This is a genomic window from Antarctobacter jejuensis, assembly GCF_052266595.1.
GTDB classification, from domain to species: Bacteria; Pseudomonadota; Alphaproteobacteria; order Rhodobacterales; family Rhodobacteraceae; genus Antarctobacter; species Antarctobacter jejuensis.
The window spans coordinates 134,866-152,109 of sequence record NZ_JBQQXJ010000006.1; the positions used below are offsets into that span (position 1 = coordinate 134,866).

Below are 17,244 nucleotides of genomic sequence, written 5' to 3' on the forward strand. Positions count from 1 at the left end.
CAATCACGAAAAAGGCCCGCCAAACTCGGCGGGCCTTTCTTTTGTTCTGCTACGCAATTCAGACCTTTTCGAGGATCTCGTCCACGGTCTTGCGCGCTTCGTCCTTGGTCTGGCCAAGGCGCTCCTGAATCTTGCCTTCCAGTTGCTCGCGGTCGCCGCGTGCCTCCTCCAACTCGTCGTCGGTCAGCGCGCCATAGGCTTCGCGCAGGCGGCCTTTGATCTGGGTCCATTTGCCTTCGATGATATCGCGGTCCATGGTTTCACTCCATTTGGTTTCCGGCGTTGCGGTGATTTCCGATCCGTCCGCAACCTCTGGTGAAACAACGCCCCATCAGGCGGGATGTTCCCGAAAGATCAGTCGGCCTTTGCCAATTCCCGCGCAATCAGCTCTTCGATCTCGTCGATGGGGTGATTGGTCAGCACCTTGGGCATGTCCAGCATGATCCGCTTGGTGACTTCCTGATGCATCTCCTTGCGCAACTCGCTCAGTATCGGGCGGCTTGCGGCGATCACCAACCTATCGAACTTGCCTGCATGCGCGTCCTTGTAGAGCATGTCGGCCAGATCATTGGCAAAGCGCTCCTTCTCCAACTGGTGCCAGTCGGTGTCATCCACGGCAGATCGCTGGACCCCGGGCCCGTCTTTCAGCCGGCCGGGGCGATTGGCAGCCCAGTCCTGCGCCTTGGGGTTTTCCTGTTCTTCCTTGTCACGCACCACCAGTTGCATATCCTGATCATCGCCGACGTTAACAAGGAACAGGGCCTTTTCGCCATCCGCAATCAGCACCCAGGCGTTCTGCGGCAAACCTTCAAGCCTCATCGTCGCCTCCCTCCTCTTCCATCGATTTTGTCACGCGGGTTGCACCCGCGGGGCGTTCATAGGCGCGCTTCAACTCGTCGCGGCTGCCGACCCGGCGGCTCAGCCGCCCGCCGGTCCGTCCGGCCTGATCGACCGTGCCGCGTTCTCCCATGATGGCCTCGGTTTCCCGGACGCCGTCCTTGGATCTCTTTCTCTCGGGCATGAATGTGCTCCTTTCGGGATGGGACGCCTTGAGGGCCCCTCTGTCAAGAGAACGTGCAGGGTAGACCTGTGTTCCGTAGACCGCGCGTCAGACGATGTCTTCGGTCACGCCGGGCAGGGGCGTGGCCAGGTCCGCGCCCTTGTCCGCGTCATGTGGCACCAGCAGACCCAGACGGTTTTCGGGGCGACAGATGCCGTTTTTCGCGATCTCACGCTGCCACCATCCCTGCAAGGTCTGCGGCGCGCGCGCGGTGTCGGGCAGGGGATCGTGCCACCAATGCGCCAGCAGCCTTTGACGCGCATGTGCTACCCGCTGCGCCTGTGTAATCTCAACTGCCAGTTCCGTGTCCCAGCGCATCGACCGTCCGTTCAGGTTGGCCGATCCGATCAGGACCAGATCATCGTCTCGGACCAGCACCTTGTTATGCACATGGATCAGCGGTGAGCCCGCCAGCGTTTCGGTGGTTGGCCGTGCGGCCATGACCGGACGCACCGGCGTGGCAAGGGTCAATCGCGGGCCGAAAGCCGCCTGCAAACGGTCCACTGCCTGCTTCTTCAAGGCCAGGCCATACCGGGCATCAATACTTTCCGAGCTGTCAAAGGCCACATCCTCCGGCAGGCCGGGCAGCACGATCATCGCCGTCAGTGAAGGATTGCGAACCGCTGCCTCCGCAAGCGCTTCGGCGATCCGGCTGGAGCGGATGAACTGCGTTTCGATGTAAATCAGGTGGCGTGCGGTGCGAAAGGCGTTCAGGTGCGCCTCTTCGATCTCGCTAACCAGGGTACGTGGCGACAAATAGGGCAACTGCAACCGGCGCGGAGCAGACAGAGTGCGCTTCAGCCCCGGAACTGCGGGCGGCGCCAGCCGTCCCGCCGTCACCTGTTCCAGCGTTTCCAGATGCCGGCGCGCGGCTTTGGCCTCTGGTCCGCGCATCAGCACCTGGACGTCCGACCATGTCATGCGCGCAGGCTGCGCATGTTCGGGCGTGTCATAGCGCCGTTCATTGAGGTCCAATCCGCCGACATAGAGCCACTCATCGTCGATCACCGCCACCTTTTGATGATGGGAGACCGTGTGCAGCCGGGGCAACAGCCGCCGATCCAGCCCTACGGCGGCGAATTTCCTGCGCGCGGTGCCGACCGATTTCAGCGCATCCCATTTCTTTCGCAGAACCGACGGCAGAAACGCCAGCCACGGCAATATCCCGGCTTGCGCGGGGTGCATATGGGCGCGAACACGGACCCGGCCCGCGTCGGCACCTGCGGCTACGGACAGGGCTGCCCCCTGCCGCACGGTGGTCCAGCTGAGTTCATGCAGATATGTGGCCATGACCGGGTCGAAATCGCTGACGGTCAGATCGATTGCCACGCCGCGCCGCGCCGCGTGCAAAAGCAGGTCGAACCAATCCTCGCCGATTTCTTTCGCCTCGGCGCTCCGCAGTTTGGTGCGCATGTCAAAGATGCGGAACCCGGCAGTTATCTGTTTCCGGGCGTTCAGGACCGCCCTTTCGAATGCCGGCCAGGCCTCGTCTGCCGTGATCAGCACTTCGAAATCGCTGGCCATCAGGCTCTCCGGGTCAGGCGCTATAGACCGCGCGTGGGAATCTTACCTTGACCCTGTAACACCCGTCCTCCGAAGTTGTTTCCATCTTTCCGTCCAGTTGGCGCAAAAAGGCGGAAATCATCTTGTGGGATAGCCCGTCGAGATTGCCGGGGCGCGGTTCCCGCACCTCATGCGCCTGATGCGCCCCGATCGACAGGGTCACCTCACCGTCTTCGGTAGCGGACAGATCCACGTCGATCCGCCCGCCGCGCCCGTTTTCGCGGCGGATCGCCTCGTTCAGGGTCTCGGCCACCAGCAGCGACAGCGGCACGGCCTGATCAGGATACAGGTCGACAGGTTGCAGTTTCGTGTCGATGCCCGGCACGACGTTGCTGCCCGGATGATCGTTGGCGTCCTGAACCACGGCGCAGACCAGATCGGCGGCGTCCACCATTGTCGAGGCGGCAGTGTTGTAGAGCGCCTTGTGCAGCACGGCCATGCCGCGCACCCGCCGTTGCAGTTCGGCGACCACGTGCTTGGCTTCTTCGGTTTCCAGATCGCGCGCTTGCATGTTCATGATGGAGGCGATGAGCTGCAGGTTGTTCTTGACCCGGTGGTGCACCTCGCGCAGCAGCACCTCCTTGTCCTTGAGGTCCTGTTCGCGCCGCGCCTCGCTGTCGGCGATCAACAAGGCCATGCGGTTGAAGGCGCGCTGCGCTTCTTCTAGTTCTGACGGCGGATCGGCAAGTTCCAGAGTTGTGCTGCTGCGGTCGCCGAGCGCAAAGCGCCGCATGGCAGATCGCAGTTGCGCCACATGACGGACAACCAGTCGTTCCATGCCGAACAGCGCCACACCCACCCCGGCCAGCCACATCAGGACAGGCAGAGAGGTGGCAAGCCAGATCTGCGAGGCTCCGTCGGATTCCGGAACTGCTGAAATAGGCCAGCTACCGACCAGAAACACAGTGTCCGGTACCATAGGAGAGACGGCAAAGAACCGTTCCTCACCTTTGCCGGTCCGTGCGCGGAATGTCTCGCCCTGTCGATTGACCATGTCGTCCGGTGCAATATCAGCGGGCAGGAAAGCGGGGGCCGCGTCCAACCCGCCGGTGGCCGAGAGCACGTTGCCAGCGGGATCGATGGCCGCCAGCAGCAGGCCGTTTTCCGTACTGATGTTGTCCAGTTGTCCGACCACGACGGCATGCGGGATCGACAGGGTCACGAACCCGAGATTCCGGTCACCGTCGCGCACCGGCTGGGTCACGATCAAGATCGTGCGCCCGGTTACGGCGCCTTCTTCGACGAATTGCACCGTGGGTCCGTCGCGCTCCATCGCGGTACGATAGGTATCACGATGGGACAGATCGATCGCCTCGCCGGTGGAACTGCAATCCATCATGCCCGAGGCCTGCACGTACCCGGCAAAGATGTAGGTTGAATTACCCTCGACAAAGCCGCGCAGCAGGTCGTCGCAATTCGCCACGCCCAACCGGGAAATCAGAACCGACAGGCCGCGCGAAGCCGCCAACGCGTTTTCTATCAGCTCACGCTCTTTGGAGGCCTCCGAATCCACCTGGGACATCAGGGCCGCACGCTTGGCCGTTTGTGCGTTCTCGATCACGACCTGGGTCTGGTAAATGGCGATCAATCCGACCGGCAGCATGGCAAGCGTCATCAAGCCCGCGATGCGCGCGGGCAAGGAACGTGTCCAGCGAACAAATGCGTTCAGTCGTGTCGGCATTGCGTCCTTCTGCTCTTCTTCTGGTCTGACCGGACCGCAGACATATTGGACCAATGGTCCCGGCGGTGCGTTGCGATTTCGCGCATTTGCCTGTCGTTATTCGGTTTTTTTGTCGTTTGCGTGGCAGGCAAAGCGCAGCCCCCCTTCAGCGGAGCGCCAAAATCCCGCTGGTTCAATGCAGCAAGACGACGTTGGTTCCAAGAAAAAGGCAAAAACCCAGCCCATATCGCACTGAGGCGTCCCGTGCATTTATGCCTTGATACATGCGGCGCACTCCGACGCCGTCAATGCTGCAGTCGGGCCGCAGGCATCCGCAAGGTCCGCGTGAACCGGTCGGTGGCTATCTCCGTCTCGATCTCTCCTGCCAGTTGACCCTCGACCGCGATGGACAAGAGGCGCGAGCCGAAACCGCTGCGTTTCGGTGACTGCCGGTCCCATGCAAGGCCGGTTTCCTCCCAGGTCATCACGACAACGTCCCCTTCGGACCGGCTCCATTCCACCAGCAGCTTGCCGCCATCCTGCGAAAGCCCGCCGTATTTCGCGGCATTGGTCGCCAGTTCATGCAGCGCGAGGGCCAGATAAACCGCCGCTTTCGGACCGACGGGCACATGGTCGCCGCGTATCAGGATCCGCGTGTCATGATCGCCGCCGTGCGGTGACAACAGTTTGCGGGTCAGCGCATCCAGCGTCGTGGTTGCGCCTTCGCTTTGCCGCGCATGAATGACCGGCACGATCATCTGCTGGGCGTCAGAGAGGGCCTTCAACCGGTTGCCGACGCTTTCCGCCAATTCCTCGGCGGTGTCATGGGCGCGGCGTTCCATGCGCAGGATGCTGTTCACAATGGTGAAGAGGTTCTTCACCCGGTGGTTCATCTCCTGCAGAACGATGTCCCGTTCTTCCAGCGTTTCGCGCAGGCGCAGGTCGGATTCGATCATCGCCGCGAAGTCGCGCATATGGGCGATGTCGTCTTCGCTCCATTTTCGGGGCTTCGTGTCGATGGCGCAGAAAGAGCCCAAAACATAGCCTTCCGGTGATCGGATCGGCGCGCCAAGATAGGCGATCACGTTCATGTCCTGCACGGCGCCGTTGCCGCAGACCATCGGGTTTTTGCGGGTGTCATCGACAACCAGCGTCTCTTCCGAGGTGACGACATGTTGGCAAAGGGAATGTGACAGCGGGGTCATCCGCGTTTCTGACAAAGGCGCATCCAGCCCGGTCTGAGCGGAAAAATACTGCCGCTTGTCATCGACAAAGGACACAAGGCACACCGGAACCTTCAACAACCGCCCGGCAAGACGTGCGGCCCGTTGATGCGACGTGGGAGGCGGCGCATCCATGATGCCCGTCCGGTCGAGCGCCTGTAGCCGATCACCGTCGCTCAGACGCTTCTTGTCAAAGATGGCATCGTCCATCGCGTTCTGGGCCTCGTTTCCCGCTGCGGCTGTATCTTTCATGGGATGGTCCACGCGAAATTATATGTCCAGACCTCAGAAGCTAGGTCTTTCTCGTCCGACACAAGGTCAACCGGGCGTTTTTCTGCGCGACTTTCCGGATAACGGAGTGATTCCGCACAGTTGGAACCGAAAGCTCCTGATCGGCGTTGTCACCGGGACGTGAGGATCCCGCAGAATTGACCCAGCTGGGCCAAGGCGCTTTCCAGATCCGCCGTCGTGAACGGACGCGAAAGGGTAAAGATGCCGCTGCTTTCCTCGGCCGGGTTGAAAACGCCATCCAGAAGGATGGTGGGAAGACGCAACCGCCGTAATCCCTGCCAGCAGACGTCCGCGCGTGCGTCATGCAGGGGAAACCCGAACACGGTCAATCCGGGGCGCAAACGCCCCTCTTGCAGCAGGCGCGTGGCCGCACCGGGATCGCCGGTCGCAAAAACGGGCCCGGCCCCCCGATCTTCGAAGAACTCGGTCAAATCGGTGGTTTCCAGCGCGTTTTGGGACAGCACCGCGACGGTGCAGTCCTCTGGGCGGACATTCTGTTCCATGCCGGCCTGCCTGACAGGTAATCCGCGCCGCCGCATTAAACTGTGACATAGAGGGTGAAATAAATGACGATCAATTGCGACAACTGCCCTCTCAGGGCGCTCGACATGTTCGAGCCGCTTTCGACCGATGAAGTCACGTTCATGAAACGGTTCAAGACCGGTGAACTGACAGCAGAGCCGGGAACCGAAATCCTGTGCGAAGGCAATTCTTCGGCGCAGTTGTACACCGCCCTTAGCGGGATGGGCCTGCGCTACAAGACTTTGGCGGACGGTGAGCGGCAGGTCATCGGCTTCGTGATGCCCGGCGATTTCATCGGATTGCAGACTGGCGTGATGAACGAGATGGGTCACTCGGTCGAAGCGACGACGGAAATGCATCTTTGCGTCTTCAACCGGTCTGAACTTTGGGGCCTGTTCAAGACTCACGCCCAAAGAGCCTTTGACCTCACTCACCTTGCCGCGATCGAAGAACATCTGTTGTGCGAGGCGCTGGTCGCGGTGGGTCAGATGGACGGTGTGCGCAAGGTCGCCTGGCTCTTGCATCGCTTCTATCGGCGGCTGACGGCACTGGGCATGAATCGTAACGACCGGGTGCAATTGCCCTACCGGCAACAAGACATCGCCGATGCGCTTGGCCTGTCTTTGGTACATACGAACAAGTCGCTCGCCCGGTTGCGAAATGACGGTGTCGCGACCTGGACGCAGGGCGCGCTGGTGGTGCATGACGTGCCTCGGTTGACAGAGCTTGCGGCCGCCGGGCCGACCCCCATCACGCCCCGCCCGCTGATCTGATTTCCGCTGGTCTGCGAATTTTTGTGGGAACCAACGGCACCGGATCACGTTGATTGGTCAGAGCGCCAGACGCGGCGCACAACAGTTCCGAAAAGGAGAAAACCTATGCTTGGCTGGGCACTTACGTTTCTTGTCGTTGCGGTGATCGCCGCTGTTCTTGGCTTTGGTGGCATCGCTGGCGCATCGGCCGGGATCGCGCAGATCCTGTTCTTCATCTTCATCATTCTCTTCGTCGTGTCGCTGATCGCACGCGCCGTCAGGGGATAACGGTCCCCGGGATCCGATCTTTGACCCAGGAGGAACAAATGTCCAAGACAGCAAGTAAAGACCCGTTTTCCAAGGCACACCTGCGCGACGCCGAAGAGCGCGTCAGCGCGATGGCAAGCGATGCCAAAGAGCGCCTGGAAGAAACTTATGACGACGCCCGTGCGCGTCTCGACGAAGGCATCGCGGCGGGCCGGGCAGAGGCTGAACGCCTGACCGGTCACTCCGTGAAGTTCGTGCGTGACAACCCCGGTCTCGCCGTCGCGGGCGCAGTTGGTGCCGGCCTGTTGCTTGGCTTGGCGTTGAGCAAGCCTCGCTGACCGGACCCCACGGGCCTGACTAAAAACTGGCCTGTCGACCATCTGGCCAGACTACAAAAGGCGTCGCATCTGCGGCGCCTTTTGCATGTGGTGCATCCGCACGATTTACGTCCTCTTCTGCCGTGGCGCACGGAACTTTCCCGGCCCTGCGGGGTTTGTTCCCCACACCCCCTCCGCAAAGGACGCAGCACCATGTCACTGACAGTCGAAAGCCACAACTGTGCGCGCCCAAATTTTGCCTTGCGGGCGGACGGGCCATTGGCCCTGCGCTTTGTTAGCGACGGAGCGTCCGATGCGTGAACCTACCCCGCAGGAAAGCGTCGCGGCTGCCGCGACCCACATAACGGCGCTTGCCAAAAGCGAGCTGCGCCTTGCACGGGCCGAGATTTCCCAAGGCGCACGCCAGTTCGGGATGGGCCTGGTCTTCGCGGTCCTGTCCGCGGTGCTTGTATTGCTGGCTTTGGGCCTGCTGTCCGCCGCCTTGGTGGCTTGGTTGGTCAGCGAACAGGGAATGGCGGTCTGGGGCGCGGCCGTGACGGTGGGGGGCGGCCAACTGGTGTTTGCCTTGATTTGCGCCCTGCTTGCGCGCGGTCGGCTGAATATTGACCGCGTCACGCCCAAGCGCAGCCTCGGCAATCTAAAAAGAGATCTGGACAGTCTGAAGGAGCTTATCCATGGCTGACATCGACCGTATCGAAGCGCAGGCCGCCGAAGAGCGCGCGCGCCTGCAATTGGCCCTTGGTGGCCTGCGAAAGAACAGCAGCGCCTTGCCAATCGTGACCCATGTAAGTGGCATCGCGCAGGCCGGCGGCCGTGTCCTTGGACGCAAGACCGTGGACGCCGCGCGCCGTAATCCGGTTGCCTTTGGTGTGCTTGGACTTGGCCTCGGACTGTTGGTGACGGGAACCGGCGCGCGTCGGGGAAAAGCGCAGGCACGCCGTGCTGACGCCGGAGCGGAATATACCGCCGCCCAGTTGCGCGCCGCGCGGGATGCCGGTCTAGAAGGGCTGCCCGCCTCCGCACGTCTGCGCGTGCTGGAGGCACGCAATGAGGCGATCCGTACCCAGGAAAAGCTAGAGGCGCGCGCCCTGCGCAGTTCCCGCCGCTCTGGCATGACCCGCACTCTGACCATCGGGGCGCTTGCCCTTGGCGCGGGGGCTGTTGCCGTCGGCCTGATGTCTGGGCGGGGCCGCCGCAAAACCGACGCCGCCCTCTTGGCCGAACGCGACGCGCGGATCGCCGAGGCGGCAACGCTCTACGAACAGGAATACGACCAACTGCACCGGGCGGCGCCGCGCGCCGTATCCACACGCTGATAGAGCGGGGCACATCATGCTGACCACCGTCCTCAGCGAACGCGCCGCCCGCGTTCTGCTGCTGATTGTCACTGTCATAGTGACCACCGCTGCCCTGAAGCTGGGGAAACCGGTGCTTGCGCCCATCGTCTTCGGTCTGGTGGTCGGCGTCGTCGTCTCGCCCTTGGCGGAGCGGCTGATTGGCTATGGCGTGCCCCGTGTCGCGGTGGCCATCCTGTTGTTGCTGACGACGACTGTGCTGATCTCTCTGCTTGTGCTGCTGGTGCAGCCCCTGCTGGATTTGCTGATCGACCAACTGCCAAGGCTCAAGGCGGCAGCCCGCCGATGGATTGTCATGGCCGCAGACCTGTTGCAGGGGATCGAGACGATCAGCGAAGAAATCGAAGGGTCGGTCGGCGGCAAGGATCCGGATGGGGAAGACGTCAGCGCGCTGCCCTCTGTCAGCGATGCCCTGTGGATGGCGCCGAACTTTGGCGCGCAGTTCTTTATCTTTGTCGGCACGCTCTTCTTCTTCGTGCTGACCCGAAATGACATCTACGAAGCTGCGGGTGCCCTGCAGCACAAACTGCGCAGGGCCGACCGCGCCGTCGCACGTTATTTCGCTGCCGTCACTTTGGTGAACGTCGGACTGGGCCTGATGACGTCGCTGGTCATGCTTGCCCTTGGCGTGGAATACCCGATGCTCTGGGGACTGGCGGCTGCGGTTCTGAACTACATGCTCTACCTCGGCCCATTGCTTCTCATTTTCGGGCTGACGATTGCCGGGCTGTTGCAGTTCCACGGTGCAAGCTCCCTGCTGCCGCCGGCGCTCTACCTGCTGCTCAATTTCACTGAAGCCAACTTTGTCACGCCCTGGGTGGTCGGACAGCGTCTGGCGATGAACCCTTTGGGGGTGTTCATTGCCATCGTCTTCGGCCTCTGGCTTTGGGGGCCGGTGGGCGCGATCGTGGCGCTGCCGGTGTTCCTATGGATTGGCGTTCTGTTGCAGCCGGACATGCTGGTCGGGCCACATTCTGCCAAGGCCGTACCGCAGCCTGCAGAATGAGGGCTGTCAGGCGTCCTGCCAGAGCGTCAGCCACCCGCGCAGTGCGCGCCCCGTGTACAAGGGATTTTCAAGAAACGGCAGGTGCCTGCCGGGCACCAGCTGCGCCTGTGCCTTCGGCAGATGTTGCAACAGTTTCAGTTGATGCTGCGCCGGAACCACGGCGTCGGAGCGTCCGATGATCGCCAAAACGGGCGTTTCGATGCCAGCCATGATTCCGGTCACATCCTGCGCGAGAACCCATTTGCCGAATTGGCGGATTGCCTCCGGGTCACACCGGCGCAAGGCCTGCCGCATGGCCTCCGGTGTTTTCCGGGCTGCCTCCGGGGTTGTTACGCTGGCCATGCCGCGTTCAAAAGCGGTTCTCGAGGCCAGCCACAGCGGCCACAACAGGGGCCATGCCAGCCGTCCCGCGTGATCATGTGCAAACAGCGCGGCGCCAATATCGCGCGCGCGGTCGCGCCTGCCCGTGACCGGAGCGCCGACCAGAACCATGGAGTGCACGCGCTTTGCCATGCGCTGGGCAAGCAGCAGGCTGACCAGCCCGCCGGATGAATGGCCCACTAGATGCACGGGCCGATCCTTGGCAAAGGTGGTGATCCGATCAGCCATAACCTCCAGCCACGAGCCATCCTGCAGCGACCGCGCGACCTGATCTCCGGTTTCGCCGCCGCCGTGCCCCGGCAGGTTCAGCATCAAGCGGTTTTCCAGACCCAACTGTCGGCACAAAGGCTCCCAGGCTTCCCGCGTCGTGAAAAGCCCGGGCAGAAAGACCAGAGCGGGCTGGGGTTTGCGCCGGACGACCGGGGCAGCGAGAGCGGGGGGGAGCATTGCGTTCATGATTTTCGGCTTTTTCTGCGGCGGTGTTTTCCGTCGCAAGGTCAACGCGCCTGTGAAGGTAGAGTTCCCTCAGGACAGATTCCGCCACCTACGCCGGGTGGAACCTTTCGGCAAAACCGGCGTTGACACATCGAAGCCGGCGGATGGAGGTCCCTAACGGTTCCCGGACGGGAACGGACCCAGAGACCCTACGCCGGGGCGTCCAGATCGGACGCCGCGCCAGTGTAAACGGGAGACGCGCAAAATGCAGACGGACCGGATAGCTGCCAGACCCTCGGGCCTTGCCCGCGACAGCGAAAATATCCGTTTTGTTCCGGCCAATAAGGCCACCGCAACGACGGAGTAGCGCCGAGGAAACCCGTTCGGGCGCAGACCCGACTCCTCTCTAACAGGATCGAAACTACAGGCTGCCGTGCCCTCGTCGGTGGTCCAAGACTTGTCGTCACAGAAAGGCAAAACCATGCTTCGCATTTCCGCCCTCCTCTTTGCAGCAGCACTATTGCCCTGCTCGGCAGGCGCGGAAAGCTCGCGCTCCCTGAAGGTTCAGTTGACGGAGTATGTCGAGGCCTTCGACCTGTCCGGATTGTCCCCCGCAGTTCTGAACAGGTTGCGCTATGTCGTGGATCATCCAAAGGCATCGCACACCGCCAAGGTGTTCGAAATCCACGACATCCTGCTGGCGCATGACGCGCTCCGGCATGAGGACCTGCATGGTGAACCCCTGAGACTGCAGGCAGAACTACGACCCTGACGTGATGCTCCGCGTCAGCAAAAGCCCCCGCCGGTCTGTCCGGGGGGGGCATTTTTTTGGCGCGCCCGGGGTCAAGAGGCGCGTGTCACGTCCGCCTTGTGCGCGTCCACGACCAGATGACCGCCAGCCTCGGACCGATGGCGAAAGCGATCATAGCTCAGGGTGACAGGTTCGCGCTGCCCCGGGGTGCGCACGACCAGCTCTCGGATCGTGCGGGTCGCTGATTCAAACCGCATCTGGTCCAGAACACCCAATTCGCCGTCCCAACCGAAAACTGACACCCCCTGCCAATCCCTGACGCTTTCCAGCGGCGCGACAAGCTGATCCGACACTTTGCGGTCGTCCTCGGTGTCATTCCCGGCGGCGCGTGCGGCCGAGAAGCCTGCGAGGGCCATCGCCGGTGCCAGCGGGCCGCCGAAGGGGCCGTTCACGATCATGGGAAAGTTGGCCGGGTCCAGCCATCCGCGCTCTATCGCCTCGGGCCAGTTGGGGGCGTCCTCCAACTCACGGTCAGTCACTTGCAGTGTCCATGGGCCGCCCTCCCGCACAGGCGTCGACAGGCGCGCCGCATCCACCAGAGCTTCGAAACGGTCGGGATGGCCGGTCTCGACCGCCACCAGCCGAATCTGTCCCGAAGATGGCTCAAAATACAGTTCACGCAGAAGGGCCTGACCGCTCCGGAACTCCAGCGGGGCCCCGATCAGTTCGGAGAGAGCGTGTAGCATGGAAATGTCCTTTCGCTTTTGGCTACCGCGGGCAGGGCGCGCGGCGCGCAATACATCTGAAGTGAAAACGCCGGGGCAGGGGGCAGGTTCCCCTTGGCTGACACGCCCCTAGGGCTGCGGAAACTACCACGTTGCCAGCCGCGGCCTGCAAGGCTACTCAAAACCTGTGATCCCCCGCGCCTGAATGGGCCAAGCAAAGGAGGAACCGATATGGGCTCAATCCTTGATATCGACCACGGAACCACGTCGACCCGCACACAGGCCTACTGATGACCCCACAGGAACACGCCGCCCAACTGGCTCCGCACATCAAATCACTGCCCCCGCGCGGCCGCCGCCTGATGGTTGCCATCGCCGGTGCGCCCGGCTCTGGTAAGTCCACTTTGGCAGAGGCGCTGACCGTCGAACTGGGGGCTGGCGCCGCGCTGCTGCCGATGGACGGCTTTCACCTCGACAACAGGTTGTTGGAACCGCGTGGCCTGCTGCCGCGAAAAGGGGCGCCGGAAACCTTCGATTTCGACGGGCTGAACGCTGCGCTGCACCGCGTTGCCTCTGAACCGTCGGTTGTCCTGCCCGTTTTCGACCGTACCCGCGAAATTGCCATCGCGGGCGCGCAGGAAATCACGGACCAGACTCAGATCGTCGTGGCCGAGGGCAACTACCTTTGCTTTTCTGAACCGCCGTGGAGCAACCTTTCGTCGATCTGGGACTACTCCGTCTTTCTCGAGGTGCCAGAGACTGAACTGGAACGCCGCCTCATCGAGCGCTGGCTGGGCTATGGATATTCACCCGATCAGGCGCGGGCCAAGGCACTGTCCAATGACATCCCGAACGCGCGGCGTGTCGTGCGTGAACGCGCCGCTGTGGATCTGGTCCTGCCCTGGGCTTGATGTGCTCAATTTTTGAGCGAGTCGCTTTTGAATGGCTCAATTGCTCATTCAATGAGCGAAAAATGCTCAGTCGCGCTGGCGGTGCGTCTGGCGGAGAGCGATAACGGAAGCGCATGAAAAACAAGGGCTCCAACGTGACCGACCTTGTCGTATTCAGTGATCTGGACGGGACCCTTCTGGATCATGACAGTTATTCCTTCGAGGCGGCAAAACCTGCGCTTCAGGCACTGGCCAAACACCATATCCCCCTTGTTCTGGCCACGTCCAAAACCGCCGCCGAGGTCGCCGTTCTGCACAAGCAGATGGGACTGGGCAGCGCGCCCGCGATCGTGGAAAACGGCGCAGGCCTGTTCCGCCCCGGGGATCAGGTTCAGGACGAAAGCGCCTACTATGCGCTGCGCAAGGCACTTGAGGATCTGCCTGCCGAGCTGCGTGGGTCCTTCGCTGGATTTGGCGACATGTCTGGCGAAGAGATCGCCCGGATCACCGGTCTGGCGCCCGAGGCCGCTGCGCTGGCGCGCTGCCGACAGCATTCGGAACCGGGCATCTGGACCGGCTCTGACGAGGGACGGGCCGCCTTTCTCGCCGCGCTCAAGGAGGCGGGCATATCCGCGCGCTCTGGCGGGCGCTTTCTGACACTGTCCCACGGTCGCACCAAGGCCGACGGCATGCGCCGGATTGCCGGTGAGTATCAGGCGCGCCTGACACTTGCGCTTGGGGATGCGCCCAATGACATCGAACTGTTACAGACCGCCGACATTGGTGTTGTCGTCCGCAACGATTACGGCCCAGGCGTGCCAAGGCTGCCGGGTGAGGCGACCGGCGCGATCCGCCGCACAACGCAGCCCGGCCCGGCAGGCTGGGCCGAGGCGGTCCTGGCCATCCTGCAAGAAATCAACTGAAAACAAGAGGCACCGGCAATGGCTGACTTTCACCAGAACGGCAATATCGCGCAATTTCACAACCTGCGCTCGCGCCCGCTGGAGGAGCTGATCTACGAGATCGAGGCCTATGCCCAGTCCCGCAAGATCTCGCTTGTTCTGCCCTGCCTCTATTCCGAGCTTGAAGGCCCGGCGATGGGCAACATTCTCGATGAACTGTCCAAGGTCACCTACCTGCACCGGATCATCATCGGGCTGGACCGCGCGGACGAGGCACAGTTTCGCAGGGCGCGCGATTTCTTTTCCCGGCTGCCGCAGGAACACGTCGTTCTGTGGAACGACAGCCCGCGAATGCGCGCGCTGGACAGCAAGCTGGCCGAGATGGGCCTGGCGCCAGAGGAGCAGGGCAAGGGCAAGAACATGTGGACCTGCATGGGCTACCTGATCTCCTGCGCGGACACCGCTGTCATGGCCCTGCACGACTGCGATATCGTCACCTACAACCGCGAACTGCTGGACCGGCTTGTCTACCCCGTGGTGAACCCCAACTTCCGGTATCAACTGTCCAAGGGGTATTACCCCCGCATCGGCGACGGCAAACTGAACGGCCGGGTCACACGGCTGCTTGTCTCGCCGCTGCTGATCGCGCTCAAACGGGTGATCGGGGACCGCGACTACATCGATTACCTGCGCGCCTTTCGCTATCCGCTGTCCGGTGAATTCGCGCTGCGCACCTCGCTGTTGCCCGATCTACGCATCCCTTCGGATTGGGGGCTGGAAATCGGTGTGTTGTCAGAGGTCTGGCGCAATCTTGGGCGCCATTCGGTGTGCCAGGTCGAAATCGCCGACGCCTACGATCACAAGCACCAGCAGGTCAGTGAAGAAGACGCCAAAACCGGCCTCAACCGCATGTCGATGGACATCTGCAAGGCGATCTTCCGCAAGCTGGCGGCAGACGGCACCGTATTCACGCCCAACACGTTCCGCGCGCTCAAGGCCACCTATTACCGCGTGGCGCTGGACCTGATCGAGTTTTACGACAACGACGCCAAGATGAACGGCCTGACCATCGACCGCCACCGTGAGGAGCGCACGGTGGAACTGTTCGCCAACAACATCATGGAGGCGGGGCATGTGTTTCTGGAAAAGCCGAACGAGACCCCCTTTGTCCCGAACTGGAGCCGTGTGAACGCCGCCGACCCCGGTATCGTCGGAGAGTTGCGCGCAGCCGTGGCCGCCGATCAGGCGGAATTCGAGCCGGTGGCGTTTTGAGGTTTGACAGTCTGGGGCAGGCGTCCGGTTTGCCGGGCTAGCGGTAGGTTTCTTGCGACACCTACCGCCCTTGTAGAAAACCCTTTCGGTCAGAACCGGCGGTTTGTGATCCAGCGGCACTGATAGGGCGCAAGCGTCACGCCGTCTTCTTCGGGATGCAGCACATCCCCGGACAGCAAATCCACCCAATCCTCGTCCGCAATCAGGTTCAGCGCGCGCGGAGATAGGTTGACCTCTTCTGCGCTGACGTTGTGCAGGGCAAAGATCGACTGGCTCCGGTCCAGCGCCTGCCGCCAGACGACAAAGAGGCGGTCATCCACCGCCAGCGTGAAGTTGGTGGCGTTCGGGTGAAAGGCGGGCTGTTTCGACCGTATCCGCAACCGTTCGGACAGGGCGGACAACACCCGTGCCTGATCGCTTTCCGGATCGGCCAACTTCTCCTGCAATTCAGGATAGTCCCAGCGATGCCGGTTGATCGCCCGGTTCATCGCGCGCCGCGTCACGCCCTCCAGATCGTTTTCCGTCGCCAGCATGGCATGGATGTAGAAAGCGGGAATGCCCTCCAAAGACATGACAATTGTCTGGGAACAGACAAAGCGATCTACCTGCCGCCCGTCCTCTCCCAGATAGGTCCGTTTCATCGCGGAAAAGAAGGTGGTGTTCAGCTCATAAACAGAGGTGCCGCCCCCCGGCAGGGCCCGCATCGAGGCCAGACCGCCGCCCGCCTGCACGGTGCGGATCATCCTTTCGATTTCCTCGTCCGGAAGCAGCCCCTCGGCCGGGCGCATCCCGATGCCGTCATGGCTCGCGGAAAAGTTCAGGTAGGCGCATCCGAACGGGGCCGGGGGCATTGCCCGCTGCCAGTTCGACAGGGACCGCGCATCGCCGGACAACATGGCGTGCAGGATCAGTGGCGGCAGCGGAAAGTTGTAGATCCAGTGCGCTTCATTCAACTGGCCGAAATAGCTGAGGTTTTCCGCCTTGGGAACGTTGGTTTCCGTCAGCAGGACGATCGGCTCCGCCGCAAAGTCCGCCAGCACGCGCAAGAGTTGCACGATGGCATGTGTCTTGGGCAGGTGGATAGAGGGCGTGCCCGGCTCCTTCCAGATGAAAGCCACCGCATCCAGCCGGATGATCTTGACCCCGGCATCCACGTGCAGGCGGATGATGCGGATGATTTCCAGCAGGACCTCGGGGTTGCGGAAATCGAGGTCCACTTGATCATGGCTGAAGGTACACCAGACATGTTTCGTCCCGTTGGCGGTTTCCACCTCCTGCAACAGCGGCGTGGTGCGCGGACGAACGACCATCGACAGGTCATCTTCGGGCGAGGCTTCGTAAAAGAACTTGTCGTAGGGGGCCTGCCCTTGGCGGTAGGCATTGAACCAAGTGCCTTGGGACGACACGTGGTTCAGCACAAGATCCGACATCAGGTGCCATTCGCTGCCGATCCGGCTGATGTCGGGCCAGTCGCCCAGCGTCGGGTTGACCTTGCGATAATCCGTGACGGCAAACCCGTCGTCCGAGGTGAAGGGAAAGAAGGGCAGGATATGCACGCCGTTGACGACACCGGTCATGTAGCGTGACAGAAAATCGCGCAGCAGGTCCAACGGCTTGTAGACCCCGTCGATCAGGCTGTCGCCGTAGGTGATCAACACCGCGTCCTTCTGTGACCACAGTGAATTGCCCGGCACGCGCGACCGTTTGCGGCTGTGTTTTTCCTCGGGCCAGAAGGCCTCTGTCACCTGCGCGGTCAGGGCGTCGGCATCGCGATCAGGGTAGAGGCGCATGAGGAGCGCGCGCAGGCGGCTGGTCAGTTGGGCAGGCGGTTTCATGGATTCGGGTCCGGCG

The 17,244-nt window shown here is 62.2% G+C and carries 21 protein-coding genes; 11 read left to right on the forward strand and 10 right to left on the reverse strand.

The window, feature by feature from the left end:
* Window positions 1–58 precede the first annotated feature (58 nt).
* The 5 genes from ACTXGA_RS10515 to ACTXGA_RS10535 form a co-directional block, all read right to left on the reverse strand.
* Window positions 59–256 (reverse strand): CsbD family protein, encoded by a 198-nt coding sequence (locus ACTXGA_RS10515; protein WP_443393382.1) that lies wholly within the window; start codon window positions 254–256, stop codon window positions 59–61.
* Between the two features lie 98 nt (window positions 257–354).
* Window positions 355–819, reverse strand: a complete 465-nt coding sequence (locus ACTXGA_RS10520; protein WP_443393383.1) for a baeRF12 domain-containing protein — start codon at window positions 817–819, stop codon at window positions 355–357.
* Window positions 809–1,021 (reverse strand): hypothetical protein, encoded by a 213-nt coding sequence (locus tag ACTXGA_RS10525; protein WP_443393385.1) that lies wholly within the window; start codon window positions 1,019–1,021, stop codon window positions 809–811. The genes ACTXGA_RS10520 and ACTXGA_RS10525 overlap by 11 nt, the downstream gene beginning before the upstream one ends.
* An 87-nt stretch (window positions 1,022–1,108) precedes the next feature.
* Window positions 1,109–2,584, reverse strand: coding sequence for a phospholipase D family protein (locus ACTXGA_RS10530; RefSeq protein WP_443393387.1), 1,476 nt, complete (start codon window positions 2,582–2,584; stop codon window positions 1,109–1,111).
* Window positions 2,585–2,597: 13 nt separating this feature from the next.
* Window positions 2,598–4,226 carry a sensor histidine kinase gene (locus ACTXGA_RS10535; RefSeq protein ID WP_443393389.1) on the reverse strand — a complete coding sequence of 543 codons (1,629 nt, stop codon included), beginning with the start codon at window positions 4,224–4,226 and terminating at the stop codon, window positions 2,598–2,600.
* Between ACTXGA_RS10535 and ACTXGA_RS10540 the strand changes: the two genes are divergently transcribed.
* Window positions 4,201–4,539 (forward strand): hypothetical protein, encoded by a 339-nt coding sequence (locus ACTXGA_RS10540; protein ID WP_443393391.1) that lies wholly within the window; start codon window positions 4,201–4,203, stop codon window positions 4,537–4,539. The genes ACTXGA_RS10535 and ACTXGA_RS10540 overlap by 26 nt on opposite strands.
* A gap of 49 nt (window positions 4,540–4,588) precedes the next feature.
* On the opposite strand, the gene ACTXGA_RS10545 is transcribed toward ACTXGA_RS10540, so the two are convergent.
* Together ACTXGA_RS10545 and ACTXGA_RS10550 are read right to left on the reverse strand one after the other, a co-directional pair.
* Window positions 4,589–5,758, reverse strand: coding sequence for an HWE histidine kinase domain-containing protein (locus ACTXGA_RS10545; RefSeq protein ID WP_443393392.1), 1,170 nt, complete (start codon window positions 5,756–5,758; stop codon window positions 4,589–4,591).
* A 149-nt stretch (window positions 5,759–5,907) separates the two neighbouring features.
* Window positions 5,908–6,300, reverse strand: a complete 393-nt coding sequence (locus tag ACTXGA_RS10550) for a hypothetical protein (protein WP_443393394.1) — start codon at window positions 6,298–6,300, stop codon at window positions 5,908–5,910.
* A gap of 63 nt (window positions 6,301–6,363) precedes the next feature.
* Here ACTXGA_RS10550 and ACTXGA_RS10555 point away from each other — a divergent pair, with 63 nt between their 5' ends.
* The 6 genes from ACTXGA_RS10555 (at window position 6,364) to ACTXGA_RS10580 (ending at window position 10,037) form a co-directional block, all read left to right on the forward strand.
* The gene (locus tag ACTXGA_RS10555; protein ID WP_443393396.1) at window positions 6,364–7,092 is read left to right on the forward strand and encodes a Crp/Fnr family transcriptional regulator; all 729 of its coding nucleotides are present in this window, start codon (window positions 6,364–6,366) and stop codon (window positions 7,090–7,092) included.
* 105 nt (window positions 7,093–7,197) lie between these two features.
* Window positions 7,198–7,359 (forward strand): DUF1328 domain-containing protein, encoded by a 162-nt coding sequence (locus ACTXGA_RS10560; protein ID WP_443393397.1) that lies wholly within the window; start codon window positions 7,198–7,200, stop codon window positions 7,357–7,359.
* A gap of 38 nt (window positions 7,360–7,397) precedes the next feature.
* Window positions 7,398–7,676 (forward strand): hypothetical protein, encoded by a 279-nt coding sequence (locus ACTXGA_RS10565; protein WP_443393399.1) that lies wholly within the window; start codon window positions 7,398–7,400, stop codon window positions 7,674–7,676.
* Between the two features lie 292 nt (window positions 7,677–7,968).
* A complete protein-coding gene (locus tag ACTXGA_RS10570; protein WP_443393400.1) occupies window positions 7,969–8,358 on the forward strand; it encodes a phage holin family protein in 390 nt (129 codons plus the stop codon).
* A complete protein-coding gene (locus ACTXGA_RS10575; protein ID WP_443393402.1) occupies window positions 8,351–8,992 on the forward strand; it encodes a hypothetical protein in 642 nt (213 codons plus the stop codon). Before ACTXGA_RS10570 ends, ACTXGA_RS10575 begins: the two co-directional genes overlap by 8 nt.
* 16 nt (window positions 8,993–9,008) lie before the next feature.
* Window positions 9,009–10,037 carry an AI-2E family transporter gene (locus ACTXGA_RS10580; protein ID WP_443393404.1) on the forward strand — a complete coding sequence of 343 codons (1,029 nt, stop codon included), beginning with the start codon at window positions 9,009–9,011 and terminating at the stop codon, window positions 10,035–10,037.
* Window positions 10,038–10,043: 6 nt separating this feature from the next.
* Here the strand turns inward: ACTXGA_RS10580 and ACTXGA_RS10585 are convergent, their stop codons facing one another.
* Window positions 10,044–10,874: an alpha/beta fold hydrolase gene (locus ACTXGA_RS10585; protein ID WP_443393406.1), complete on the reverse strand. Its 831-nt coding sequence runs from the start codon at window positions 10,872–10,874 to the stop codon at window positions 10,044–10,046.
* Window positions 10,875–11,334: 460 nt separating this feature from the next.
* On the opposite strand from ACTXGA_RS10585, the gene ACTXGA_RS10590 reads away from it, so the two are divergent.
* A complete protein-coding gene (locus tag ACTXGA_RS10590) occupies window positions 11,335–11,625 on the forward strand; it encodes a hypothetical protein (protein WP_443393408.1) in 291 nt (96 codons plus the stop codon).
* Between the two features lie 71 nt (window positions 11,626–11,696).
* Here ACTXGA_RS10590 and ACTXGA_RS10595 read toward each other — a convergent pair whose 3' ends face one another.
* Window positions 11,697–12,350: a hypothetical protein gene (locus ACTXGA_RS10595; protein ID WP_443393410.1), complete on the reverse strand. Its 654-nt coding sequence runs from the start codon at window positions 12,348–12,350 to the stop codon at window positions 11,697–11,699.
* A gap of 269 nt (window positions 12,351–12,619) precedes the next feature.
* On the opposite strand from ACTXGA_RS10595, the gene ACTXGA_RS10600 reads away from it, so the two are divergent.
* The 3 genes from ACTXGA_RS10600 (at window position 12,620) to ACTXGA_RS10610 (ending at window position 15,393) form a co-directional block, all read left to right on the forward strand.
* Window positions 12,620–13,240, forward strand: a complete 621-nt coding sequence (locus ACTXGA_RS10600) for a nucleoside triphosphate hydrolase (protein WP_443393412.1) — start codon at window positions 12,620–12,622, stop codon at window positions 13,238–13,240.
* 113 nt (window positions 13,241–13,353) lie between these two features.
* On the forward strand, window positions 13,354–14,142 hold the full coding sequence (locus tag ACTXGA_RS10605; protein WP_443393414.1) for an HAD-IIB family hydrolase: 789 nt from the start codon (window positions 13,354–13,356) through the stop codon (window positions 14,140–14,142).
* An 18-nt stretch (window positions 14,143–14,160) separates the two neighbouring features.
* Window positions 14,161–15,393: a glycosyltransferase family protein gene (locus tag ACTXGA_RS10610; protein ID WP_443393416.1), complete on the forward strand. Its 1,233-nt coding sequence runs from the start codon at window positions 14,161–14,163 to the stop codon at window positions 15,391–15,393.
* Window positions 15,394–15,482: 89 nt separating this feature from the next.
* Here ACTXGA_RS10610 and ACTXGA_RS10615 read toward each other — a convergent pair whose 3' ends face one another.
* Window positions 15,483–17,228, reverse strand: a complete 1,746-nt coding sequence (locus tag ACTXGA_RS10615) for an alpha-amylase family glycosyl hydrolase (RefSeq protein ID WP_443393418.1) — start codon at window positions 17,226–17,228, stop codon at window positions 15,483–15,485.
* Between the last annotated feature and the right edge of the window lie 16 nt (window positions 17,229–17,244).